The sequence below is a fragment of the Streptomyces sp. NPDC047981 genome, assembly GCF_040653315.1.
Classification (GTDB): Bacteria; Actinomycetota; Actinomycetes; order Streptomycetales; family Streptomycetaceae; genus Streptomyces.
The window spans coordinates 40,325-63,130 of record NZ_JBEZNQ010000048.1; the positions used below are offsets into that span (position 1 = coordinate 40,325).

The following is a 22,806-nucleotide window of genomic DNA, read 5'->3' on the forward strand; positions in this document are numbered from 1 at the left end:
GGTCATGCCTTCGGCGCGTAGTCTGATCGTGTGGCCGGTACACATGACGAGGAGACGACTCCGCCCCCCGGACGGGTGACGGGCGATCTTCAGAGTTTCGCGGTCGCGCTGCGCCGTACACACGGGGAGATGAGCCGGCTGGTGCACGGCTTCGCGCTGGCCCAGGGCCTGCACCCGACGGACGTACAGGCCCTCGGCATCATCCTCGACAGCCCGCAGCCCCTGACACCCGGCCGGTTGCGCGAGCAGCTGGGGCTGACCTCGGGGGCGGTCACCGCGTGTCTCGACCGGCTCGAGAAGGCGGGCCACATCCGCAGGTCCAGGGAGAGCACGGACCGCCGTGTCGTGCACGTGCGCTACGTGGAGAGCGCCCGCGCGGTCGCCCGGCAGTACTTCTTTCCGCTGGCCGAGGCGACCTCCAGGGCGCTGGAGCGGTTCGACGACCGGGAACTGGCCACCGCCCTGAGGTTCCTGTCCGCGCTCAACGACGAGCTGGCGGCGGTGCGTACGCCCGAGCGCTGAAGACGTCCGCGGCCGTGTCCGCATCGGACCCATCCATGGGTCCGACCGCTCCGAATCACCTGCGTAGGCAGGACTATGCGGGAGGGCAGACGGTGAGAGGGAACGCGGATGTGGCAGAGGGCCGGGAGCCACCGCCACGTGCCGAGCTGCCCGAGCTCATGGAGCGGACGGCACGCGGCGACCAGGAGGCGTTCGCGGCCGTGTTCGACGCGGTCTCGGGGCCCGTCCTCGGTGTGGTGCGTGCCGTGCTGCGCGACCCCGCGCAGTCCGAGGAGGTCGCGCAGGAGGTGATGGTGGACGTCTGGCGTTCCGCCGCCCGCTACGACCCGGCGCGCGGCTCGGTCCTCGGCTGGGCCCTCACCATGGCGCACCGTCGGGCGATCGACCGGGTCCGCTCCGAGCAGGCCTCGTCCGACCGCGCGCGGCGGGTGGCCCTGCTCGACCACACCCCCGCCTATGACGAGGTCGTCGAGGAGGTGGAGAACCGTCTGGACCGCGAACGCGTACGGCGCTGTCTGCGCGGGCTCACCGAACGCCAGCGTCAGGCGGTCACCCTCGCGTACTACCGCGGCCTGACCTACCGGGAGGTCGCCGACCTCCTCTCGCTGCCGCTCGGAACGGTCAAGACGCGCATGCGCGACGGGCTCATCCGGCTCCGCGACTGCCTGGGGGTGACGGCATGACCGCCGACGACCTGCACACGCTCACCGGGGCCTACGTACTCGACGCGCTCGACACGGACGAGGAACGGGAGGCGGTGGCACGGCACCTGACCCAGTGCCCGTCCTGCGCCCAGGAGGTGCGGGAGCTGTCGGAGACGGCGGCCCACCTGGGCCGGGCCGTCGCCGAGTCGGTCGCTCCGGAGATGCGGTCCGCGGTGCTGCGGCGGATCGTGACGGTACGCCAGGAGCCGCCGCGGACGACGTCCGGCGCCGGCGGTGCCGCGTGGGCGCGGTCGCTGCGGCGGCTCCCCCGGTGGGCGCTGGCCGCCTCCCTCATCGGGACGGTCGCCTTCGGCGGTGTCGCGGTCTGGCAGTACGAGCGGGCCGAGGACGCGGAACGGGCGGCGCGCCAGGCGCAGAGCGCCACGACCGACCTGGCCGCAGTCCTCGCCGCGCCGGACGCGCGGATGGCGACGGCGCGGATCGGAGACGCCGTCGGCACCGTCGTCCACTCACCGTCCCTGAACCGTACGGCGTTCGCCGCGTCCTCGATGCCTCCGCCGCCGGCGGGGAAGGTCTACCAGCTCTGGTACGACGACCACGGCACGATGCGCTCCGCGGGCCTGATGCCGACGGGTGTCACCGCCTCCACGACGCTCCTGTCGGGCCGGACGGACGGTGCGGCCGCCGTCGGGATCACGCTGGAGCCCGCGGGTGGCTCACCGCAGCCGACCTCCGCGCCCCTGGCGGTGATCGCGCTGCCCTCCGCGTGACCGTGACCTCGCGCGGAGGGCGGTCGCCCGCGCGTGCCCGGCGGGGCGTGCCGCATCCGCGGGGGGCCGGTCCCTCGAAGGGGAGGTGGCGGCACCTCGCGAAGGAGTACGGCCATGAGCGTCGGCGGCACAAGGGTCCTGGTGGTCGGCGCGACCGGTGACATCGGCGGTCTTGCGGCCGGGCAGTTGGCCGAGCGGGGCGCCGTCACGGCCCTGGCCGGACGGAACCGCGCTCGGCTCGCGGAACGGGCCTCGGCTCTCGGCGGCCGCCCCTGGCGCTCGTTCGACGCGTACGACCTGGACGGTTGCGCCCGCTTGGCCCCGTGGGCCGAGGCGGCGCTCGGTGGCCTCGACGCGGTGGTGGTGACCGTCGGTGTGGCAGCTTTCGGCTCCGCCGCGGAGGTGTCGGACGCGTCGGCCGAGCACGTGTTCACGGTCGACGCCCTGGCGCCCATGGCGGTCGCCAGGGGCGCCCTGCGGATGATGTCCCCCGGTGGCGTCGTGGCCGTGGTGACGGGTGAGGTCGTGGACCGCCCGGCACGGGGCATGGCCGACTACGCGGCGGCGAAGACCGCGCTCGCCGCCTGGCTCGGCGTGGCCGGGCGCGAGGCCCGTCGTGAGCGCGTCACGGTCATGGACGTCCGCATGCCGCACCTGGACAACGGGTTCGCCGCCCGTGCGGCGGTCGGTACCGCTCCGGCCCTGGGGCCCGGGGCGGACCCTCCGGCGGCCGTGCGCGAGCACCTGGTGGGCCCGGTCCTCGACGCGCTGAGCAGCTGAGCCGCTCCGCCGGGGGCCGATGTCAGGGACGGCCCTGCCCGCCCGAACCCGTGCGCGGGGGCGGGGTGTCCAGCAGTTCGGCGACGAGCACCGTGGTGCGACGCTGCCAGTCGGCGGCGCCGCGGAGCATCGCGTGCCCACCGCGCGGCATGGGGGTCCCCGTCGCCTCGGATCCGCCCGCCCGTGCGCGGCGGACGAACTCCCAGGACTCCGCCGCGGAGGTGACACGGTCGGCCTCGTCGTGCAGCAGATGGATCCGCCGGCCGGCGAGGTGGTCGACGGGTTCTCCCGGCGGGCACCAGGGCGCCAGGCCGACCACGCCCCGGACCGTCGGGTGCCCTGCGGCCCGCAGGGCGGCCCGGCCCCCCATGGAGTGTCCGACGAGGACGACCGGGATGTCCCCGGCCGACCGGGCCACGGCCACGAGGGCGGCCTCGGCGTCCCGGGCCGCGTCGGCACGCGCCCCGTTCCAGCCGCGGTGGCGGTAGCGGACCATCGCGACGAGCACGTCCCGGTCGGCGAGGGTCCGCCGGATGCCGGTGGCGAACGGGCGCATGCGCAGCGCGGGAAGGTTGATCGCGGGCGGCGGTTCCAGGCCCTCGGAGCGCCCGCCGTGCAGGAGGAGGACGGCCGCGGCGGGGACGGCGGGCGTGCTCAGGACGCTCAGGGGGCCCGCGTCGCCGCGACGGACGCTCGGCATGGGCATCGGTTCCCTTCCTCCGCTACGGCAGTCGCCAGTCCACCGGCTGCGCGCCCATGCGTTCCAGGTGCTCGTTGGTACGGCTGAAGGGGCGCGAGCCGAAGAAGCCGCGGTCCGCCGACATCGGCGACGGGTGGGCGGACTCGATCGCCGGCAGGTCGCTCAGGAGGGGCCTGAGGTTGCGCGCGTCGCGGCCCCACAGGATCGAGACCAGGGGCTTCCCGCGCGCGGCGAGGGCCCTGATGGCCTGCTCCGTGACCGCTTCCCAGCCCTTGCCGCGGTGGGCGGCGGGCTTGCGGGGGGCCGTCGTCAGCGCCCTGTTCAGGAGCAGGACGCCCTGCCGGGTCCACGGCGTCAGATCGCCGTTGGACGGACGGGGCAGTCCGAGGTCCGTGTGCAGCTCCCGGTAGATGTTCTCCAGGCTGCCCGGCAACGACCGCACGTCGGGCGAGACGGCGAAGCTGTGCCCGATCGCCATGCCCGGTGTCGGGTAGGGGTCCTGGCCGACGATGAGCACCCGTACCTCGTCGAAGGGCTGCTGGAAGGCGCGCAGGATGTGCGGGCCGGCGGGGAGGTACGTCCGGCCGGCCGCGATCTCCGCGCGCAGGAAGTCGCCCATGGCGGCGATCTGCCCTGCCACCGGCTTCAGCGCCTCCGCCCAGCCGGGCTCCACGAGTTCGTTCAATGCTTGAGCTGCCACAGCACGTCACTCTAGTGGCGCACACCGACATCTCCTGAACCCGGCAACGACCGCCCGCCGCGCTCGGGTTCTCCCGGGATAGCCTGCCGTCCTCACCTCCCCTACCTCCCGGAGCCGCTCCATGGGGTCACCTCTTACGTCGCGGGCCCGCGAAGGCTGGGTCGTCGGAGTCGACTCGGGCGGCTCCGGGCTGCGGATCGCCCTGGCACGCGCCGCGGACGCGCGGGCCGTCGAGACCGTGGCGTCCCGCGAGCCCGTACGGACGGGCCCGGGCGGGATCGAGGCGGCCCATCTGCTCGGGCAGTTGCTGCCCGCCGTCGAGGCGCTGCGCGAGCGCGCGGGAGCCGGGCCCGTCCTCGCCCTCGCCGTCGGCGCCGCCGGGATGGCGACGCTCGGCGAGGAGTTGCGGGCGGTGCTGCCCGGCGCGCTCGAACAGGCTCTCGGTGTACGGTCGCTGGCGCTCGCGGCCGATGCCGTCACCGCCTACGCCGGGGCGCTCGGGCAGCGGCCCGGTGCGGTGGTGGCGGGCGGCACCGGGCTCATCGCCCTCGGTACGGACCTGACGGCCTGGCGCCGGGCCGACGGCTGGGGCCATCTGCTTGGCGACTGCGGCAGCGGCGCCTGGATCGGGCGGGCCGGTCTGGAGGCGGCGATGCGCGCCCATGACGGCAGGCGGGGCGGCTCGTCCGCGCTGCTCGCCCGCGCCGAGGCCCGGTTCGGTCCGGCCGCGGGACTGCCGGCCGCGCTGTACCCGCGGACCGACCGGCCGGCCGTGCTCGCCTCGTTCGCGCCCGACGTGGCCGGCTGCGCCGCCGACGGCGACCCGGTGGCGGGCGAGGTGCTGCGGCGGGCCGCCGCGCACGTGGCGGAGGCGGCGGCCGCCGTGTGCCCCGCCCCGGGGGCTTACGAAGTGGCGCTGACCGGTGGCCTGTTCAAGCTCGGCGACCCGCTGCTCGTGCCGCTCGGGGCCGAACTGGCCGGACAACTTCCGCACGCCCGGCAGACGTCGGCGGCCGGGGATCCGCTCGACGGCGCGCTCGCGCTCGCGGCGGCGCTGGCCACGGACACGCTACGGCTGCCCGTGGAGCCGAAGTTGTTGCATGTGACCACGTAATTCGCGGTTCGGACAAAGAGGGACAGATAACGCTCAGCCGCACCTCACCGCACTGCGCGGCGGGCAAAACCAGTAGCATGCGGCCGCATGAGCTCCCCCACTGGGCCCGCTTCCGGCCTGCCTGTACGAATGCCGCGACCCCGCCAGCCCGGACGGCACCGTCGCCCCGAACCCGTGGCGGCGCCCGAGGGCGCTCCCGCGCTGGTGCTCGCCGTCCCCGGTGCGCCGTCGCCCGCCATACGCTCGCTGGCCGAAGAGGTCGTGAGCATCGCGCGTTCCGAGCTGCCCGGCCTGGAGGCCGTGATCGGCTACCTGGACGGTGACGACGCCGAGTACCCGACTCTCGGAAGCGTCCTGGCGCGCTCCGAGACCCTGCGCACCGAGCGGTACGAGCTGGCCGTGGCCGCCGGCCGCGAGGTCAGCGCCCCCGAGGGCCCGGCCGCCGTCGTGGTGCCGCTGCTCGCGGGCCCGGACAGCGCCCTGATGCGGCGGATCCGGCAGGCCGTGATGGACAGCGGCAACGTTGCCGAGCTGACGGACGTCCTCGGCCCGCACCCGCTGCTCGCCGAGGCCCTGCACGTGCGCCTGTCGGAGGCCGGCCTGGCCCGCGCCGACCGCGCGCGGCTCTTCACGGTCGCCACGGCGGCCGACGGCATCGTGCTCGCCACGGTCGGCGGCGAGGAGGCCGTCCAGGCCGCCGGGATCACCGGCATGCTGCTGGCCGCGCGCCTCGCCGTCCCGGTCATGGCCGCCGCCCTCGACCAGGAGGGTTCGATCACCGCGATCGCCGAGCAGCTGCGCGGCTCCGGCTCGGAGCAGCTGGCGCTCGCCCCGTACCTGATCGGCCCCGAGCTGGCCGACGGCCTGCTCGACGCCGCCGCCAAGGAGGCGGGCTGCGCCGCCGCCGAGCCGCTGGGCGCCTACCCGGCGATCGGCAAGCTGGTGCTCTCGCAGTACACGGCCGCGCTGGGCATCGCCCCGCAGCAGCCGCAGGGTGCTCCCGCGCACTGAGCGGCAGGACATGGCCGAGGGCCCGCACAGGACGTCGTCCGGTGCGGGCCCTCGGCCGTGCGGCGGGTCGGTCAGCCGAAGACCACGCAGGAGGCCGCCGGGGCCTCGACGGCGCCCGCGCGGCGCGGGATCCCGGTCTCCGGGTCGACGTCGAACCAGGTCACGTCGCCGGAGCGCTCGTTGGCCGCGTAGAGCCGCCGTCCCGAGGGGTCGAGGGCCAGGTCGCGCGGCCAGTGGCCGCCGCAGTCCACGGCGGCGCGGAACTCGGCCCGTTCGCCGCTCGCGTCGAGGGCGAGGACGGCGAGGGTGTCGGCGCCGCGCACGGCGGCCCAGAGGAAGCGGCCGTCGGGCGCCACGACGACCTCGGAGGGGTAGCTGGGGCCCGGGGTGCCCGCCGCGACGACCGGGGCCTCCCCGAGCGGCTCCAGGACGCCCGCCTCGCCGTCCCAGCGGCAGACCGTGACGGTGGGCTCCAGCTCGTTCAGGACGTAGGCGTGACTGCCGGACGGGTGGAAGGCCAGGTGGCGGGGGCCGGTGCCGGGCTTCAGCACGGTCTCGCCGTGCGGCCGCGGGGCGCCCGTGGCGGGGTCGAGGGCGTAGATCCGTACGGAGTCGGTGCCGAGGTCCACCGCGGTCGCCCAGCGCCCGCCGGGGGCGACCAGGACCTGGTGGGCGTGCGGGCCGCTCTGGCGGTCGGTGACGGGCCCCGAGCCCTCGTGCCGCAGCACGTCGTCGGCGGCGCCCAGGGAGCCGTCCGCGGCGATCGGGAGGGCGCTGACGCTGCCGGAGGTGTAGTTGGCGGTGAGGACGTGCCCCGGCGCGACGGCGAGGTGGGTGGGGGCGGCGCCGCGTACGGGCCTGGGCGCGCCGAGCGGCCGGGGTACGGCCCCGGAGACGTCGAAGGCGGCCGCGGCGCCCTCCTCGGTCTCGGAGACGGCGTAGAGGACCGGGCCCGCGAGGGCGAGGTAGGACGGGTCGGGGAGCGTGTCCGTCGCGCCGGTGACGGTCAGCGCGCCGGTCTCCGGGTCCACGTCGGCGCTGAGGATGCCCCGGCCCCCCGCCGAGGTGAACGAGCCGATGAAGGCCCGCGTGCGTGCCGCGCGACCGGTGTCCGTACCGCCCATGGCGTCTCCCCTCTCCACCGGGGCCGTCGGCCGACGGCCCCGTCGTCGGGGCTGACGTTAGCAGGCGGTCTAGACCAACTTGGATCAAGCTGCCGCGCTCACGCCACTGGGGTCACGCGGCTGCGCTCACACGACTTCGGTCCCGCACGGTCGGTCGAGCGCCTTCGCTCACGCGGCGGGCACGAGCGGGGCGCTCGGCGCCGTGCGCAGCGGCGCGGCCAGCTCGACCAGCGCGCGCTCCAGGCCGTGCAGGTGGCCGAGCGCGGCTTCGGCGCCCGGGTGGCGGTCCACCGCCGGTGCGGCGGGCGCCTCCACGGCGACCCGGCGCGCGGGGTGGGCCGGCGGGACCAGGGCGTGGACGGCGGCCTCGACGCGCCACGCGGCGGCGGCGAGCCGGGCGTCGTGCGAGGCGTCCGGGTCGGCGGCGACCGCCGCGAGGCCCCGGATCTCCCGGGCGCAGTCGTCCAGCAGGGCCAGGACCCTGCGGGCCCGGGCCTTGCGGGCGCGCAGCGGGCTCAGCGGGTGCACGAGCGGCGCCAGCGAGAGCCGGACCCGGCCGAGGAGCACCTCCAGTTCGGCGGCGTGCGGCGCGGGGTCGGCCGCCGGGTCGCCGGCGAGGCGTCGCGCGGCGGCCGTGGTGCAGGCGTGCACACAGGTCACCGCACGCTCGATCCAGGCGTTGGTGGCCGCGTGCGTGGTCACCGGCAGCAGCGCCACGCCGACGGCCGCGCCGAGCGCGCCGACCGCCGTCTCCTCGAAGCGCAGGACCAGCAGCCCCGGGTGGAGGACGCCCAGGAGCCCGTACAGCAGTCCGGCCATGACGGTCACGAAGAACATCATCCAGCTGTACGAGAGGGCGGCCGTGTAGAAGATCCCGAAGACGCAGACCGCGACCAGCGCGGCCGTGGGGGCGGGCGCGCCGGCCAGCGGGATCGCGATCAGGAACCCGGCGGCGATGCCGGTGACCGTGCCGACGACCCGACGGAAGCCGCGGACCAGGGTCTCGCCGCGGGAGGCGGTGTTGACGAAGATCCACCAGGCGGTGCCCACGGCCCAGTACCAGCGCTCGTGCGAGATGAACTGGCCGGCGGCGAGCGCGACCGCGCACGCGGCGGTCGCCTGGAACGCCTGCCGGGTGGTGGGCCGGTCGAGTCCCCTGCCGGGCAGCGGGGCGGGCGCGGCGGGCGGCGGGACGCGCCGCTCGATGCACCAGGCGACGAACCGGACCGTGCCGGAGGCCGCGAGGGCCAGGCCCACCGCCGCGTACAGCTCCGGCAGCTGCGCGGGGAGCGCGTGCAGGAACTGGGTGACGAAGAACATCATGAAGGCGAAGATGCCCAGCGCGTGTCCGCGCGGCCCCCAGCGGCGTGCGTACACCCCCGCGAAGACGACGAGCAGCCAGGACGCGTCCCGCAGCAGCGGGGCGCCGTGCAGGGCGGTCGCGAGCGCGAGGACGGGGAAGCCGACGGCGGGAAGCAGGGCGGTGGTCACGGCCTGGCGGCGCACGGTGGGGTCGCCGACGGTGAAGAGCGCGAGCAGGGCGGCGAGGCCGCCCGTGATGGAGGCCGTCAGGGAGAGCCCGCAGAGTTCGGCCGCGGCGACCGCGAGCGCGATGCCGAGGACGGCGCGCGAGGAGACGCGCAGCCGGACGCGGCCCGGATCGGGGGCCACGAACACGAGCCTGGCCAGCCGGCGGCACGCCGCCCGGCCCTTCTTCACGACGGTCGACCCGCCCCCGCTGCCGTACACACACCCTCTTCGCGTCTTCTCGTGCCCCGGCCTGCTTGTGGCGGCCCCAGGACATGGGAAAGGCGCCGCGGTCCGGAGCCGGCCTCGTCGCCGGTCCGGCGCCTGCGCGGCGCCATGTCTTCGTACTGTTCCCCCAGGGAAACACCTGACCGCCCACTGGCTCAACCGAGGCCCTGAAGGGTGGGCCATTGGTACAGTGACCGGAGATCGAGACCGACCAGAAGGGAGCCAACGGACCATGACGGTGGACGAGCTCGACACCCGGATCCTGCGACTCCTGATCGAGCAGCCGCGCACCAGCGTGCGGGAGTACGCCCGGATCCTCGGGGTGGCCCGGGGCACGGTGCAGGCCCGGATCGACCGCCTGGAGCGGGACGGCGTCATCACGGCGACCGGTCCCGTCCTCTCCCCCGCCGCACTCGGCCACCCGGTGCTCGCGTTCGTCCACATCGAGGTGACCCAGGGGCACCTGGACGAGGTCGGGGACGCCCTCGCCGCCGTGCCGGAGATCGTGGAGGCGTTCTCGATCACGGGCGGCGGGGACCTGCTGACCCGTGTGGTGGCCCGGGACAACGGGCACCTGGAGGACGTGATCCAGCGCCTGATCCAGCTCCCGGGCGTGGTCAGGACGCGTACGGAGATGGCCTTGCGCGAGCGCGTGCCGCACCGGCTGCTGCCGCTGGTCGAGGCGGTGGGGCGGGGTTCGGCCCGGAAGGGCTGACCGGAGCGGGGAGGGCGGAGGCCGGGACCTTCGGTCCTGGGGCGGCGCCGCGCCGGCTGAGATGCTGGAACGCATGAGCACACATCCCCTTGCCGTCGTCTTCGATCTCGACGGAACGCTGGTGGACAGCGAGCCGAACTACTACGAGGCCACCCGGCGCACGCTCACCGCCTTCGCCGGCGAGACGGACTTCGACTGGGAGCGGCACACCGAGTTCATCGGGATCGGGACGCGCGAGTCGCTGGAGATCCTGGGTGCCCGGTACGGCGTCGGGGCGCCGGTCGAGGAGCTGCTCGACGCCACCAACCGTTCCTATCTGGAGCTGGCGCGCGCCTCCACCCCGGTCTACCCGGAGATGCGGACGCTCGTGGAGCAGCTGCACGCGACCGGGGTGCCGATGGCGGTGGCCTCCGGTTCGTCCCGCGCGGCGATCGAGGCCGTCCTGACGGGGACCGGCCTGGACGCGTATCTGACGACCCTGGTCTCCGCCGAGGAGGTCGGGCGCGGCAAGCCGGAGCCGGACGTCTTCCTGGAGGCGGCGCGGCGGCTCGGTGTGAAGCCCGCGCGGTGCGTGGTGTTCGAGGACGCCCCGCCGGGGGCCCTGGCGGCCCGGGCGGCCGGGATGCGGTGCGTGGCGCTGCCGTACGTGGCGGCGACGGCGAACGATCCGGCGTTCCTGGCGGCCGATCTGCTCTTTCCCGGCGGGCAGGCGGAGTTCACCGCGCGGGCGGCGCTGCGTCTGTTGGAGCCCGAGTCGGGAGACCCGGCTCGTGGGCGGTCGACCGCAGAAGCCTGAGGAACGCCTTCAGGCCGGCGATGATCTCCTCGTTGTCGGTGAGCCGGTTGACCGTGGCCTCGAACTCGCGCGCGAGGGCCGCGATCCTGCGGTCCGTCTCGTCGGCCCTGCGGTGCGCGGAGAGGGCCGACGCGTCGGCCGTGCGCCGCAGTTCGGCGAGGGCGCGGTACTGCTCCTCCGCCTTGCCCTCCAGGACCTGGGCCCCGCTCTCCAGCCGGGTCACGCGGGCGCGCAGCTCGACCACGTCGTCGCGGGGGTGGGTGACGTCCCGGAGCAGGACGCCGAGGCGGCGTCGCAGCTGGGCGAACCAGGCGCCCGCCGGACGCAGGAAGGTGCTCAGGACGAAGAGCCCGGCGAACCACCAGCCCGCCGCGCGCCCGGTCGCGAGCGTGCCCAGGGCCACGGCGGCGGCGCTGAGGACGTGCCCGGCGACGGCGACACCCAGCATGAGCCGCGCGATCCGGGCGGCCTCGGCGTCCCGCTCCTCGGAGATCGTGAGGCCCTTCTCACGGCTGAGCGCGATCTCGGCCCGGACGGCGTGCGCCCGGAAGTACAGGTTCCAGGGCGCGGTCAGGAGGACCAGCAGCCACAGCAGGCCGAGGACGCCCGCCCCGACCCCCAGGACGAGCCCGGGCGGTGCTCCGACCGCGTACGCCACGACCAGCGCGAGGACGGCCGCCCCCGCGACCACGCACGCGCCCACGACCTTGCTCATGCCGCCCCCTCCGACGCCCGCCGATGTGCGGTCATCGTCCCGCCGCGGGCCGCGATCGGCATGAGTACGGGTACTCACCCGTCGGCCGCGCCCCGGTACGCGTGGGCGTACCGGGGCGGGCGGGCGTGACGGTGCAGGCGGGCGTGACGGTGCGGGGGGGGTTCCGTCAGGATCCCCAGGCCTCAAACTCGTAGATCCGTGCGGCGGGATCGGTGGTCTGGGTGGGCCGGGTGATGTCGAGGCGCACGTACCGTGCCGTCCTGCCCACCGGGTGGGTCGTGGTGGCCGCCGTGTTGCCGGTGGCGGTCGCCACGGTGGTCCACGGGTCGGCGGTGGAGCCGCGGATCTGAAGGGTGAAGTCCCGGGTGTTCCAGGACGCGTTCTCGCCGCCGGCCGCCGCGTGCTTCACCACGAGCCGGTCGAGCGAGCGGACCGCGCCGAGGTCGACCTCCAGCCACTTCGCCGAGGTGGTCGTGCACCACTTGTCGGTGGTGCCGCCGGAGACGGTGCCGTTGACCGCCTTGGCCGGCGTCTCGTTCGCGTTGCACTGCCCGGACGCGGTCGCCGGGCGGCCCAGGGCGAGGTTGGACTCGGTACCGCCGGGCGACCAGGCGACCGTGGTGGTGGCGGCGGGCGAGCGGCCGTACTCCGTGGAGACGGCCTCCACGTCGAGGGTCGTCGACGTCTCCGTGCCGGCGCGGTCGAGCCGGGGGACGAAGAGCGCGTCGTTGGGGGTGGCGCCGAGGAAGGTGCGGGAGGAGTCGGCGTTCCGCCGGTAGACCTCGTAGTGGTGGACGGAGCCGGAGGCGGACGGTGTCCAGGCCAGGCGGAGGGACTTGGCCGTGGCGCTCGTGTCCGTGGCGCCGAGCACGGTGACGCCGGTCGGGGCGGCGGCGGAGTCCACGGCGCCGTCGTGCACCGCGAGTTGGCCGACGCGGATGTCGTACGAGGGGACGGAGCCGGCGGCCTCCAGGCCGATCTGGGCGATGGTGCGGCCGGCGAAGGCGGAGAGGTCGAGCGTCCTGCGCTCCCAGCCCGTGGTGGTGGTCGAGCCGAGGTCGAGGGTGGTGAAGGAGGTCGGCGCGTCGGTGAAGGAGACGGCCGCCTTCAGCCGGGTGGGGCCTGCCGCCGGGGTCTTCAGGACGACGGACAGCTTGGTGTCGGCGGCGACCGGCAGCCTCGTCTGGTAGAGCCGCACGGTGTTCACCGCGTCGAGGGTGCCCGCCAGGCGCAGCGAGGAGCCGCCCTCGTAGGCGTCGGTGAAGTCGATGGAGGGGGTGAGCTTCGAGCCGGTGGAGCCGACCAGCCAGCGGTAGGTGGGCGGCACGTCCTGGAGGGACAGGTTGTTCCAGCCGGTGGACGAGACGCGGACGCCTCCGGAGTTGTAGAAGTCGCCCTGGCCGGCGCCGAAGGAGGTGACGAAGGGCTTGGCGGTGATGGCAGAGGACTCCGGGATGTAGTGCGCGAGCCCCTTCCAGGCCGAGGTGGTCGTGGTGTTCGACGGGTCCGCGTTGGCGCCGTCCCAGTAACGGGCCTCGCGGGCATGGGAGTCGGCGCGCCCCGAGGAGGAGGTGAAGGTCCACTCGGGCCGGTAGATGCCGAGCGAGGTGACGTGCGGCTGGCCCGCCGGGAAGACCGAGGCCCACGGGACGGAGGTGTTGGAGCCGTTCGCCTCGGTGTCGATGCCCGCGAACAGTTCGTACTCGCTGCGGCCGAGGCTGCGCGCGAGCGTACGGGAGCTGCTCAGCCCTGAGGCGCTCCAGCCGAAGTCGAGGAACATCGAGTCGGAGGTCCGCTGCGCCCCCTCCTGCAGGAACGAGTCGTTGGCGGAAGTCAGGGAGTCCTGCCAGCTCACCGCGCCGGACTCGGTCATCGCGTCGTACCACATGAACTCGACGGGGCCGAGCGAGCGGGCGTAGCGCATCTCGTTGCGCAGTTCGGTGGCGAGGGCGGCGTCGCCGCCGGCCGTCTCCTGGTTGATGAACCAGCCGTCGAAGCCGTAGTACTGGGCGACTTGGGCGAGCTTGTCGGCGACGGGGTAGGTGGAGCCGGACTTCTGGGCGAAGTCGCGGACCCACTGGATCTGGCCGCCGTAGGCGGTGGGCGGGAAGAAGACGGTGCCGTAGACCTTGACGCCGTTGCGGTGGGCGGCGTCGATGACGGTCGCGTTCGGCGCGAGGATGAGGCCCTCGCTCGCCGAGCCGCCCCAGAAGACCAGCTTGTCGATGTACTGCCAGTGCCCGAAGGCGTAGTAGTGCGGGTTGGTGGAGCCCTGCGAGGGGTTGTTCGAGGTGGGGCCGAAGGAGACCAGGGAGGCGATCTTCCCCTCGCCCGCGCGGGCGTTGGCGTTGGCCTTCAGCGCCGGGTCGGTGAAGCGCGGCCGCAGCGGGACCCGGGAGCGGTTGAAGCGCGCGTCGGGGTCGGTGGCGGGATCCCAGTCGAGGATCGTGTTCGGGTGCCAGTACGAGGCGTAGGGCTGGTCGCCGGCGGCAGCCGGTGCGGCCTCGGGGGCGGGCGCGGCGTGCGCCGCGGGCGGGGTGAGCGGTGCGAGGCCGAGCAGGGCGGCGAGGAGCGCCGCGAGGGTCAGCAGGGGCAGGTGTCGTCTCATCCGATGCTCCGGTCCAGCGGGAGGGGTGGGGGGTGCTGGGCGTACGGACGTGCGGCGGTACGAGCGTGCGATGCTTCGAGGCGGGAGGCTAAACGGCTTTAGTCGAGGGGGTCAAGGGGCGGGCGGCGCGGTGGACTCGCGGACCGTGAGGCGCGGTGTCGGGTTCTTGACGTCCCGCGCCGAGGCCGGGTCGTCGACGACGGCGAGCAGCTCGCGCGCGACCTGCTCGCCGAGGGCGAAGGTGTCCCGGGAGAGCGCGGTGAGGGAGGGGTGGACGATGCGGGCGAGGGCCGAGTCGTCGAAGGAGACGATGGAGAGTTCGCCGGGGACGGCCACGCCCATCTCGGTGGCGACGCCCAGCCCGGCGACGGCCATCACGTCGCTGTCGTAGATGATCGCCGTCGGCCGCTCCGGCCGGGCGAGCAGGGTCCGGGTGGCGGCGGCGCCCTCGGCGTCGCTGAAGTCGGTCGGCAGCGAGACCGCCTCGGTGAGACCGAGCCGCCGCGCGCTGTCCCGTACGGCCCGGATGCGCCGCTGGGTGTGCTGGAAGGCCGGGAGCCCGGCGAGGTGCGCGATGCGGCGGTGGCCGAGGGCGGCGAGGTAGTCGACGATGCTGACCATCGCCTCGCGGTCGTCGGCCCAGACGCTCGGCAGGCCGCCGTGCCGGCCGGGTCCGCCGAGGACGGTCGTGGGGACGCCGAGCTCTTCGAGGACGGGGATCCGGGGGTCACGGACCTGGAGGTCGACGAGGACGAAGCCGTCGACGCGATGCTCGGAGGTCCAGCGCCGGTAGACCTCGATCTCGGCCGCGGTGTCCTCGACGACCAGCAGGTTGAGCGCGGTGCCGCGGGTGGAGAGTCCGGCCTGCAGCCCGCTGAGGAGCTGGCTGAAGAACGGTTCGAGGCCGATGGTGCGCGCGGGGCGGGCGAGGACCAGGCCGACCGCGCCGGCCCGGGCTCCGCCGAGGGCGCGCGCGGCGCTGTGCGGGCGCCAGTTCATCTCCTCCGCGACCCGCAGGATGCGGGCGCGGGTGGTGTCGCTCACCCCCGGGCGGCCGTTGAGCGCGAAGGACACGGCGCCCTTGGACACCCCGGCCCGGCGGGCGATGTCGGCGATCGTCGGTCTGGCCACCCGGCGCCCCTTCGGTCTCGCGCACTGTCTTGACAGCGGAGTGTAGCGGGAGCATAGTCCCCCATCGCTAGACCGGTTTAGTAATGCGTTCCGTCCGACGGCACAGTCCGCCAGCACAGACCGGGAGATCTCTCATATGCGAACAGGCAGCCACTGGATACGACTGGCCGTGGCCGCGGTCGCCGCGGTGACCCTCGCGGGCTGCGGCCTCGGCGACCCGAGCGGACCGGACGACGCCGGCGCGGACACCGGGGGCGAGGTCAAGGGCAGGGTCTCGCTGCAGACCTGGGCGCTGAAGCCGAAGTTCACCGCGTACATGGAGGGCGTGATCGACGCCTTCGAGAAGAAGCACCCGGGCGTCGAGGTCGAGTGGCTCGACCAGCCGGGCGACGGCTACTCCGAGAAGGTGCTCAGCCAGGCGGCCGGCGGCACGCTGCCCGATGTCGTCAACCTGCCGCCGGACTTCGCGCTGCCGCTGGTGAAGCAGAACATGCTGCTCGACGTGGCGGGCGCCGACCCGAAACTGGACGCCGACTACGTCGAGGGCGGGACCGCCGCGTACCGCTTCGCCGGCCACCAGGGCACGTACGGCTATCCCTGGTACCTCAACACCGACGTCAACTACTGGAACGCCACGCTGCTCACGCGCTACGGCCTGGACCCCAAGAAGCCGCCGGCCTCCCTGGACGAACTGATCGCGGCGGCCAGGACGGTCAAGGAGAAGTCGAAGGGCTCGGTCTATCTGATGAGCCGCAAGCCGGGTCTCATGGACTTCGCCAACGCCGGGGTGAAGCTCATGTCCGAGGACGGGAAGAGCTTCACCTTCAACACCCCCGAGGCCGCCGCCCTCCTCGACACCTACCGCGACGCCTTCGAGGAGGGGCTGCTGCCCAAGGACGTCCTGACGGAGACGTACGCGGGCAACACCAAGCTGTTCTCCTCCGGCACCGCCGCCTGGACCACGGCCGGCGGCAACTACATCACCTCCCTGGCCACCGACAACCCGAGCCTCGCGCCCCAGGTGGTCTCCTCCCCCGCGATCGGCACCCCGCCGCTGTACGTGCAGGGGCTTTCGGTCTCCCGGACGACCAAGAACCGGGCCACCGCGCTCGCCCTCGCCCGCTGGGTCACCAACGCCGAGAACCAGGCCGCGTTCGCCCACCTCACCAGCATCTTCCCCTCGACCAAGGCCTCCGCCTCGGACCCGTTCTTCAGCCGGAGCGACGGGACGAACGCCGGGGACGCCAAGGTCACCGCGTTCGGCTCGCTCGCGAAGGCCACGATGCTGGAGCCCGTCCAGGCCAACGACGCGATCAAGACGGTGGTCAACCAGCAGATCGCGCTCGCCCTGAACGGCCAGGCGAGCTCGAAGGAGGCCCTGGACACCGCGGTCGAACGCGCCGACCAGCTGCTGCAGGACTGAACCCCCACCCGGAAGGCACCCCATGACCCACCGGCGCTGGTTCACGCCGTGGCTGCTCGCCGCGCCGGCCGTCGTCTGGCTCCTCGTCTTCAACCTCTGGCCCGCCCTCAACACGGTGATCCTGTCGTTCACCAATGCCAAGCCGCTCGGGGGCGGCCGGTTCACCGGGCTCGCCAACTACGAACGCGCCCTGAACGACGAGCAGTTGACCGACGCGCTGATCAACAGCATCGTCTATCTGCTGATCTGCCTGCCCCTGCTGACCCTGTTGCCGCTGCTGCTCGCGCTGCTCGTGGAGAAGAAGCTGCCGGGCATCACGTTCTTCCGCACCGCCTTCTACACCCCGGTGGTCGCCTCCGCCGTCGTGGTCGCCCTGATCTGGGGCTGGCTCCTCGACGACCGCGGACTGCTCAACGGAATGCTCGGGCAGCTCGGCCTCGCGGACCGGCCGGTGGACTTCCTCACCGACCGCTGGCTGCTGCTCTTCAGCGCCATCGCCCTGACCGTGTGGAAGGGCCTCGGCTACTACATGGTCATCTACCTCTCCGCGCTCGGGAACGTCGGCCGGGAGCTGCACGAGGCCGCCGCCGTCGACGGCGCGTCGGCCGTCCGCCGCTTCTGGCACGTGACCCTGCCCGGGGTGCGGACCACGATGATGCTGGTCTCCGTCCTCATCTCGGTCTCCGCCCTGCGGGTCTTCTCCGAGCTGTACGTCCTCTCCCACGGCACCGGCGGTCCCGGCGGCCGGGACATGTCGGTGGTCATGCTCATCCAGATGTACAGCCGCGGCTTCTCCGGGCACATCGGCTACGCCTCCGCCCTGAGCCTGCTGCTCTTCGTGATCACCGTCGGCCCGATGCTGCTCCTCGCCCGGCTGAACCGGAAGGCGGCCTGACCATGCCCGTACGAGCCTCACGGGGCTTCGGCACACCCGGCCCGGCGGCGCGGGCGGTCCGCTACGCGCTGCTCCTCCTGGTCCTGCTGCTGACGGTCGGACCGTTCCTCTGGCAGCTGTCCACCTCGCTCAAGGGACCGGGCGAGGACGTGTACTCCCGTACGCCGGACTTCCTGCCGAGCGCCCCGACACTCGCCAACTACGCCCAGGTCGCCGACACCATCCCGGTGTGGACGTACGCCCTCAACTCGCTGACGGTGGCGGCGATCGCGGTCCTCGGCAACGTGGTCGGCGCCACCCTCGCCGGCTACGCGCTCTCCCGGCTGCGCTTCCGGGGCGCGCGGCTCGTGCTCGGCCTGTTCCTGGCCACGCTGGTGCTGCCCGGGGAGGTCACGATCGTCTCCCAGTACGTGACCGTACGGAGCATGGGCCTGACGGACACGCTCCTCGGCGTGGCGCTGCCGGGGGCCATCGCCATGCTGAACGTGCTGCTGATGTACACGGCCTTCCAGGCCGTCCCGCCCGAACTGGACGCCGCCGCGCTGGTGGACGGCGCGAACGTGTGGCAGCGCCTGGTCCATGTGGGACTGCCCAATGTCCGGGGCATGCTGAGCGTCGTGGTGATCTTCACCTTCATCGGCGCGTGGGACGACTTCCTGTGGCCGCTGATCGTGCTGAACGACCCCGCGCGGTACACGCTCACGGTGGGGCTCCAGTACCTCGACGGCACCTTCACCGCCAACCCCCGGCTGATCGCGGCCGGGACCATGATCGCCTTCCTGCCGATCGTGGCCGTCTTCGCCGCGCTCCAGCGGTTCTTCTTCAAGGGCGTCGAGGAAGGCGCCATCAAGGGATGACCACCCGGGCAACCTCTGCAAAGGATGCGATGCCGCGCATGACCCCGTCCCCTGACGCCCCTCGCTTCGGCGTCAACTACACCCCGAGCCAGGGCTGGTTCCACCACTGGCTGGACTTCGACCTCGACCCGGTCCGCGCCGACCTGGACGCGATCGCCGCCCTCGGCCTCGACCACGTCCGGGTCTTCCCGCTCTGGCCCGTCTTCCAGCCGAACCGGACGCTGATCCGGCCGCGGGCGGTCGACCAGCTGGTCTCGCTCGTCGACGCGGCGGCCGAACGAGGCCTCGACGTGGCCGTCGACGGACTGCAGGGCCATCTGTCCAGCTTCGACTTCCGGCCCTCGTGGACGCTGACCTGGCACCGCCGCAACATGTTCACCGACCCCGAGGTCCTGGACGGTCAGGCCGCCTATCTGCACACCCTCGCCTCGGCCCTCGCGGACCGGCCGAACTTCCTGGGCATGACGCTCGGCAACGAAATCAACCAGTTCTCGGGCGACCCGCACCCCGATCCGGACCGGATCACCCCGGCCGAGGCGGAGAGCTGGCTGCGGCGCATGCTCGGGGCGTGCGAGCGGGGGGCGCCCGGACGCATGCATCTGCACGCGGAGTACGACGCCGCCTGGTACCTGGACGACCATCCCTTCACTCCGGCCCAGGCGGCCCGCGTCGGCGCGGTGACGGCCGTCCACTCCTGGGTCTTCAACGGCACCGCCCAGCGCCACGGCGCCGACTCCGTCGCGACCGGGCAGCACGCCGCGTATCTGATCGAGCTGTCGAAGGCCTGGGCCGAGGATCCGGGGCGCCCGGTGTGGCTCCAGGAGGTCGGGGCGCCCGCCCCGCACATCGCGCCGGACCGGGCCGCCGCCTTCACCCGTACGACGGTGGCGGCGGCGCTCGACTGCCCGGACCTGTGGGGGGTCACCTGGTGGTGCTCCCACGACGTCGACCGCTCGCTGGCCGACTTCCCCGAACTCGAGTACAGCCTCGGCCTGCTGACCGGCGAGCAGCGGGTGAAACCGGCCGGACGGGCGCTCGCCGAGGCCGTGGCGGAGTGCCGGGCCCGCGCCCACCGGCCGCGGCCACGGACGACGGCGCTCGTCCTCGACCTGCCGGACGAGGCCCCGAAGCGCTCCACGTGCGCGCCGGGCGGGGCGTTCTTCGAGGCGTTCATGCGGCTCGCCGCGGACGGCGCGCGGCCGGCCGTCGTACTGGCGTCGCGGGCGTCGGACCGCGATCATCTCAGCGCACGCGGGATCACCGGGACGGTCACCGTCGACGATGTCGGCGGGGCCTGACGACCACCCTCTCGTCCGTTCTCTTCCACGTGATGGAGCGACTTGCATGCATGACGACCGCACCCTGACCGAGTCCCGTCTCAAGCGGGTCCTGGAGGAGCGGATCCGCCCCGCGATCCACCCGGAGTCCGTGCCGCTGGAGGTGGGGATCTGGACCGCGCCCGACGAACCGGTGCCGGTGGCCGAGGGCATCGCCGCGCCGCGTACTCCGATCGCCGCGGGTGACGCCTGGGGCGCGCCCTGGGGGACGAGCTGGCTGACCGTCTCCGGGGTGGTGCCGCAGGCGTGGGCGGGCCGGACGGTGGAGGCCCTGATCGACCTCGGCTTCGACGCCAACATGCCCGGCTTCCAGTGCGAGGGCCTGGTCTACCGGCCCGACGGCTCACCGGTGAAGGGGCTCAACCCGCGCAACCAGTGGGTGCGGATCGCCGAGCGGGCGGCCGGGGGCGAGGAGGTGCTGCTGCATGTGGAGGCCGCGTCCAATCCGGTGATCCTGGACTACCACCCCTTCCTGCCGACGGAGTTGGGCGAGAAGGAGACCGCGGGCGACACCCCGCAGTACCGGCTCGCGCGGATGGACCTGGCGGTCTTCGACGAGACCGTGTGGCAGCTGGTGATCGACCTGGAGGTGCTCGGCGAGCTCATGGAGGAGCTGCCGGTGGACGGCGCGCGCCGCTGGGAGATCCTGCGGGCGGTGGAGGCCGCCCTGGACGCGGTCGATCTCCAGGACGTGAACGGCACGGCGGCCGCGGCCCGTTCGCGCCTTGCGGAGGTGCTGGCCTCGCCCGCCGAGCCGTCCGCGCACCGGATCAGCGCGGTGGGCCACGCCCACATCGACTCGGCCTGGCTGTGGCCGCTGCGCGAGACCGTCCGCAAGGTCGCGCGGACCACGGCGAACATGACGGCGCTCCTGGAGGACGAGCCGGACTTCGTCTACACGATGTCGCAGGCGCAGCAGTACGCCTGGATCAAGGAGCACCGGCCCGAGGTGTACGCGCGGGTCAAGAAGGCGGTGTCGGAGGGGCGGTTCGTGCCGGCCGGGGGCATGTGGGTGGAGTCGGACACCAACATGCCGTCCTCGGAGGCGATGGCCCGTCAGTTCGTGCACGGGAAGCGGTTCTTCCTGGAGGAGTTCGGCGTCGAGAACGAGGAGGCCTGGCTGCCGGACACCTTCGGCTTCGCGGGCGGGCTGCCGCAGATCATCAAGGCGGCCGGGTCGAAGTGGCTGCTGACGCAGAAGATCTCGTGGAGCCAGGTCAACTCCTTCCCGCACCACACCTTCTGGTGGGAGGGCATCGACGGGACCCGGATCTTCACGCACTTCCCGCCGATCGACACGTACAACTGCTCGATGAAGGGCAAGGAGATCGCGCACGCGGTCCGCAACTTCAAGGACAAGGGGCGGGCCCGGCACTCGATCGCGCCGACCGGCTGGGGCGACGGGGGCGGCGGCACGACCCGGGAGATGGTCGCGAAGGCGGCCCGGCTGCGGGATCTGGAGGGCTCGGCGCGGGTGCGCTGGGAGCGGCCGGCCGAGTTCTTCGCGAAGGCGGAGGCGGAGTATCCGCACGCGCCGGTCTGGGTGGGCGAGCTGTACCTGGAGCTGCACCGGGCGACGCTGACGAGCCAGGCGCGGACCAAGCAGGGCAACCGGGCGAGCGAGAACCTGCTGCGGGAGGCGGAGCTGTGGGCGGCCACGGCGTCCGTGCGGTCCGGAGTGCCGTATCCGTACGAGGAGTTGGACCGGATCTGGAAGACGGTGCTGCTGCACCAGTTCCACGACATCCTGCCCGGTTCCTCGATCGCGTGGGTGCACCGGGAGGCGGAGCGGACGTACGCGGCGGTTGCCGAGGAGCTGAACGGCATCATCGGGCGCGCGCAGCGGGTCCTGGCCGGCGACCCGGTGGCGGGCGGTGAGCTGGTCTTCAACGCGGCCCCGCACGCGCGCGCCGGGGTGCCCGCGGGCGGTGCGGGTGTCGTCGTGGCGGCGGCGTCCGGCGCCTGTGCGGCGCGGGCCCGGCCGGGCGGCGGGTTCGTCCTCGACAACGGGCTGCTGCGGGTGGCGGTCGACGGGCGGGGGCTCGTGGTGTCGGTGGTCGACCTGGCGTCCGGCCGGGAGACGCTGGCGCCGGGCGCGGCGGCCAATCTGCTGCAGGTCCACCCCGACTTCCCGAACATGTGGGACGCCTGGGACGTCGACCAGTTCTACCGGAACACCGTCACGGACCTGACGGAGGCGGACGAGGTGGTGCTCGCCGAGGAGAGCCCGCGGGCCGTCTCCGTACGCGTGACGCGGACCTTCGGCGCCTCGCGCGCGGTGCAGACGCTGAGGCTCACGGCGGGGGCGAAGCGGCTCGACCTGGACACGGAGGTCGACTGGCACGAGACGGAGAAGTTCCTCAAGGCCGCCTTCCCGCTCGACCTGCACACCGACCGGTACGCGGCGGAGACCCAGTTCGGTCACCTGTTCCGGCCCACGCACACCAACACCAGCTGGGAAGCGGCCAAGTTCGAGGCCTGCAACCACCGGTTCGTCCACTTCGAGGAGCCCGGCTGGGGCGTCGCCCTGGTGACGGCCTCGACGTACGGACACGATGTGACCCGTACCGTACGGCCGGAGGACGGCGGGACCACGACGACGGTACGGATGTCCCTGCTGCGCGCCCCGCGCTTCCCCGACCCGCACACCGACCAGGGCGCGCACCGGTTCCGGCACGCCCTGGTGCCGGGCGCGTCCGTCGGGGACGCGGTGCGCGAGGGGTACCGGATCAACCTTCCCGAGCGGGTCGTTCCGGGCGACGCGGCGGTCGCGCCATTGGCCGTCGTCGACGACGACGCCGTCGTGGTCAGCGCCGTGAAGCTGGCCGACGACCGGAGCGGGGACGTGGTGCTCCGGCTCTACGAGTCCCGGGGCGGGCGGGCCCGGACCCGCCTCACCACCGATTTCGACTGGGCGGCGGTGACGGTGTGCGATCTCCTGGAACGCCCCCTGGCCGACCTGCCGGCGGACGGCGGGGTGGAGGTGTCCCTGCGCCCCTTCGAGCTGGTCACTCTGCGCTTCACGGGGGCCGGCCAGCGCGGGTGAAGGGCGTCGATGCGGTAGTCGTGGGCGTGCCGGCGGCCGTCCGCGCCGGCCAGGTGCGGATGGTCGGCGGCCAGCTCAGGGTGCCGGTGCTCCAGCGCGTCCGGGTCCTCGCGCGGCCAGAGCCGTAGCGCGGCGACCACCG

20 protein-coding genes are annotated in these 22,806 nt (G+C 73.7%); 13 read left to right on the plus strand and 7 right to left on the minus strand.

Going from position 1 to position 22,806, the window contains the following annotated elements:
- Positions 1 to 30 precede the first annotated feature (30 nt).
- The 4 genes from AB0E14_RS25900 (at position 31) to AB0E14_RS25915 (ending at position 2,737) form a co-directional block, all read left to right on the plus strand.
- A complete protein-coding gene (locus tag AB0E14_RS25900) occupies positions 31 to 522 on the plus strand; it encodes a MarR family transcriptional regulator (protein WP_362422689.1) in 492 nt (163 codons plus the stop codon).
- A 110-nt stretch (positions 523 to 632) separates the two neighbouring features.
- The gene (locus AB0E14_RS25905) at positions 633 to 1,205 is read left to right on the plus strand and encodes a sigma-70 family RNA polymerase sigma factor (RefSeq protein ID WP_362422692.1); all 573 of its coding nucleotides are present in this window, start codon (positions 633 to 635) and stop codon (positions 1,203 to 1,205) included.
- Positions 1,202 to 1,957 (plus strand): anti-sigma factor, encoded by a 756-nt coding sequence (locus tag AB0E14_RS25910; RefSeq protein WP_362422694.1) that lies wholly within the window; start codon positions 1,202 to 1,204, stop codon positions 1,955 to 1,957. Before AB0E14_RS25905 ends, AB0E14_RS25910 begins: the two co-directional genes overlap by 4 nt.
- Positions 1,958 to 2,071: 114 nt before the next feature.
- Positions 2,072 to 2,737, plus strand: coding sequence for an SDR family NAD(P)-dependent oxidoreductase (locus tag AB0E14_RS25915; RefSeq protein WP_362422697.1), 666 nt, complete (start codon positions 2,072 to 2,074; stop codon positions 2,735 to 2,737).
- Between the two features lie 22 nt (positions 2,738 to 2,759).
- Here AB0E14_RS25915 and AB0E14_RS25920 read toward each other — a convergent pair whose 3' ends face one another.
- On the minus strand, positions 2,760 to 3,437 hold the full coding sequence (locus AB0E14_RS25920; protein ID WP_362422747.1) for an alpha/beta hydrolase: 678 nt from the start codon (positions 3,435 to 3,437) through the stop codon (positions 2,760 to 2,762).
- A gap of 22 nt (positions 3,438 to 3,459) precedes the next feature.
- Positions 3,460 to 4,137, minus strand: coding sequence for a uracil-DNA glycosylase (locus tag AB0E14_RS25925; RefSeq protein WP_362422700.1), 678 nt, complete (start codon positions 4,135 to 4,137; stop codon positions 3,460 to 3,462).
- A gap of 121 nt (positions 4,138 to 4,258) precedes the next feature.
- Here AB0E14_RS25925 and AB0E14_RS25930 point away from each other — a divergent pair, with 121 nt between their 5' ends.
- Together AB0E14_RS25930 and AB0E14_RS25935 are read left to right on the plus strand one after the other, a co-directional pair.
- Positions 4,259 to 5,251, plus strand: coding sequence for a BadF/BadG/BcrA/BcrD ATPase family protein (locus AB0E14_RS25930; protein ID WP_362422703.1), 993 nt, complete (start codon positions 4,259 to 4,261; stop codon positions 5,249 to 5,251).
- Positions 5,252 to 5,338: 87 nt separating this feature from the next.
- Positions 5,339 to 6,262, plus strand: a complete 924-nt coding sequence (locus AB0E14_RS25935) for a hypothetical protein (protein WP_362422706.1) — start codon at positions 5,339 to 5,341, stop codon at positions 6,260 to 6,262.
- Between the two features lie 71 nt (positions 6,263 to 6,333).
- On the opposite strand, the gene AB0E14_RS25940 is transcribed toward AB0E14_RS25935, so the two are convergent.
- Both AB0E14_RS25940 and AB0E14_RS25945 read right to left on the minus strand, forming a co-directional pair.
- On the minus strand, positions 6,334 to 7,386 hold the full coding sequence (locus AB0E14_RS25940; RefSeq protein WP_362422709.1) for a lactonase family protein: 1,053 nt from the start codon (positions 7,384 to 7,386) through the stop codon (positions 6,334 to 6,336).
- 168 nt (positions 7,387 to 7,554) lie between these two features.
- Positions 7,555 to 9,063, minus strand: a complete 1,509-nt coding sequence (locus tag AB0E14_RS25945) for an FUSC family protein (RefSeq protein WP_362422750.1) — start codon at positions 9,061 to 9,063, stop codon at positions 7,555 to 7,557.
- Positions 9,064 to 9,373: 310 nt separating this feature from the next.
- Between AB0E14_RS25945 and AB0E14_RS25950 the strand changes: the two genes are divergently transcribed.
- Complete coding sequence (locus AB0E14_RS25950; RefSeq protein ID WP_362422712.1) at positions 9,374 to 9,856, plus strand: Lrp/AsnC family transcriptional regulator; 483 nt, start codon at positions 9,374 to 9,376, stop codon at positions 9,854 to 9,856.
- A gap of 73 nt (positions 9,857 to 9,929) precedes the next feature.
- Positions 9,930 to 10,652 carry an HAD family phosphatase gene (locus AB0E14_RS25955; RefSeq protein ID WP_362422715.1) on the plus strand — a complete coding sequence of 241 codons (723 nt, stop codon included), beginning with the start codon at positions 9,930 to 9,932 and terminating at the stop codon, positions 10,650 to 10,652.
- Here the strand turns inward: AB0E14_RS25955 and AB0E14_RS25960 are convergent.
- From AB0E14_RS25960 to AB0E14_RS25970, 3 genes are all read right to left on the minus strand, one after another.
- Complete coding sequence (locus AB0E14_RS25960; RefSeq protein ID WP_362422718.1) at positions 10,573 to 11,367, minus strand: hypothetical protein; 795 nt, start codon at positions 11,365 to 11,367, stop codon at positions 10,573 to 10,575. The genes AB0E14_RS25955 and AB0E14_RS25960 overlap by 80 nt on opposite strands.
- A 166-nt stretch (positions 11,368 to 11,533) precedes the next feature.
- Positions 11,534 to 13,975 carry a discoidin domain-containing protein gene (locus AB0E14_RS25965; protein ID WP_362422721.1) on the minus strand — a complete coding sequence of 814 codons (2,442 nt, stop codon included), beginning with the start codon at positions 13,973 to 13,975 and terminating at the stop codon, positions 11,534 to 11,536.
- A 111-nt stretch (positions 13,976 to 14,086) separates the two neighbouring features.
- On the minus strand, positions 14,087 to 15,106 hold the full coding sequence (locus AB0E14_RS25970) for a LacI family DNA-binding transcriptional regulator (protein ID WP_362422725.1): 1,020 nt from the start codon (positions 15,104 to 15,106) through the stop codon (positions 14,087 to 14,089).
- A 136-nt stretch (positions 15,107 to 15,242) separates the two neighbouring features.
- Between AB0E14_RS25970 and AB0E14_RS25975 the strand changes: the two genes are divergently transcribed.
- Genes AB0E14_RS25975 through AB0E14_RS25995 form a run of 5 tightly spaced genes read left to right on the plus strand, consistent with a single transcriptional unit; the run spans position 15,243 to position 22,664 of the window.
- Positions 15,243 to 16,529, plus strand: coding sequence for a sugar ABC transporter substrate-binding protein (locus AB0E14_RS25975; RefSeq protein WP_362422728.1), 1,287 nt, complete (start codon positions 15,243 to 15,245; stop codon positions 16,527 to 16,529).
- 22 nt (positions 16,530 to 16,551) lie between these two features.
- The gene (locus AB0E14_RS25980) at positions 16,552 to 17,424 is read left to right on the plus strand and encodes a sugar ABC transporter permease (protein WP_362422731.1); all 873 of its coding nucleotides are present in this window, start codon (positions 16,552 to 16,554) and stop codon (positions 17,422 to 17,424) included.
- Positions 17,425 to 17,426: 2 nt separating this feature from the next.
- The gene (locus AB0E14_RS25985; RefSeq protein ID WP_362422734.1) at positions 17,427 to 18,281 is read left to right on the plus strand and encodes a carbohydrate ABC transporter permease; all 855 of its coding nucleotides are present in this window, start codon (positions 17,427 to 17,429) and stop codon (positions 18,279 to 18,281) included.
- A gap of 38 nt (positions 18,282 to 18,319) precedes the next feature.
- Positions 18,320 to 19,579, plus strand: coding sequence for a glycosyl hydrolase (locus AB0E14_RS25990; RefSeq protein ID WP_362422737.1), 1,260 nt, complete (start codon positions 18,320 to 18,322; stop codon positions 19,577 to 19,579).
- Between the two features lie 46 nt (positions 19,580 to 19,625).
- On the plus strand, positions 19,626 to 22,664 hold the full coding sequence (locus AB0E14_RS25995; RefSeq protein WP_362422740.1) for a glycoside hydrolase family 38 C-terminal domain-containing protein: 3,039 nt from the start codon (positions 19,626 to 19,628) through the stop codon (positions 22,662 to 22,664).
- Positions 22,665 to 22,806: the final 142 nt, after the last annotated feature.

What these genes read in the sequence shown, in the direction of transcription:
- AB0E14_RS25940 (WP_362422709.1), bottom strand. Translation starts at nt 7,386, where the DNA reads ATGGGCGGTACGGACACCGGTCGCGCGGCACGCACGCGGGCCTTCATC.
- AB0E14_RS25910 (WP_362422694.1), top strand. Translation starts at nt 1,202, where the DNA reads ATGACCGCCGACGACCTGCACACGCTCACCGGGGCCTACGTACTCGAC.
- AB0E14_RS25995 (WP_362422740.1), top strand. Translation starts at nt 19,626, where the DNA reads ATGCATGACGACCGCACCCTGACCGAGTCCCGTCTCAAGCGGGTCCTG.
- AB0E14_RS25980 (WP_362422731.1), top strand. Translation starts at nt 16,552, where the DNA reads ATGACCCACCGGCGCTGGTTCACGCCGTGGCTGCTCGCCGCGCCGGCC.
- AB0E14_RS25955 (WP_362422715.1), top strand. Translation starts at nt 9,930, where the DNA reads ATGAGCACACATCCCCTTGCCGTCGTCTTCGATCTCGACGGAACGCTG.
- AB0E14_RS25975 (WP_362422728.1), top strand. Translation starts at nt 15,243, where the DNA reads ATGCGAACAGGCAGCCACTGGATACGACTGGCCGTGGCCGCGGTCGCC.
- AB0E14_RS25965 (WP_362422721.1), bottom strand. Translation starts at nt 13,975, where the DNA reads ATGAGACGACACCTGCCCCTGCTGACCCTCGCGGCGCTCCTCGCCGCC.
- AB0E14_RS25920 (WP_362422747.1), bottom strand. Translation starts at nt 3,437, where the DNA reads ATGCCGAGCGTCCGTCGCGGCGACGCGGGCCCCCTGAGCGTCCTGAGC.
- AB0E14_RS25950 (WP_362422712.1), top strand. Translation starts at nt 9,374, where the DNA reads ATGACGGTGGACGAGCTCGACACCCGGATCCTGCGACTCCTGATCGAG.
- AB0E14_RS25930 (WP_362422703.1), top strand. Translation starts at nt 4,259, where the DNA reads ATGGGGTCACCTCTTACGTCGCGGGCCCGCGAAGGCTGGGTCGTCGGA.
- AB0E14_RS25935 (WP_362422706.1), top strand. Translation starts at nt 5,339, where the DNA reads ATGAGCTCCCCCACTGGGCCCGCTTCCGGCCTGCCTGTACGAATGCCG.
- AB0E14_RS25990 (WP_362422737.1), top strand. Translation starts at nt 18,320, where the DNA reads ATGACCCCGTCCCCTGACGCCCCTCGCTTCGGCGTCAACTACACCCCG.
- AB0E14_RS25985 (WP_362422734.1), top strand. Translation starts at nt 17,427, where the DNA reads ATGCCCGTACGAGCCTCACGGGGCTTCGGCACACCCGGCCCGGCGGCG.
- AB0E14_RS25915 (WP_362422697.1), top strand. Translation starts at nt 2,072, where the DNA reads ATGAGCGTCGGCGGCACAAGGGTCCTGGTGGTCGGCGCGACCGGTGAC.
- AB0E14_RS25960 (WP_362422718.1), bottom strand. Translation starts at nt 11,367, where the DNA reads ATGAGCAAGGTCGTGGGCGCGTGCGTGGTCGCGGGGGCGGCCGTCCTC.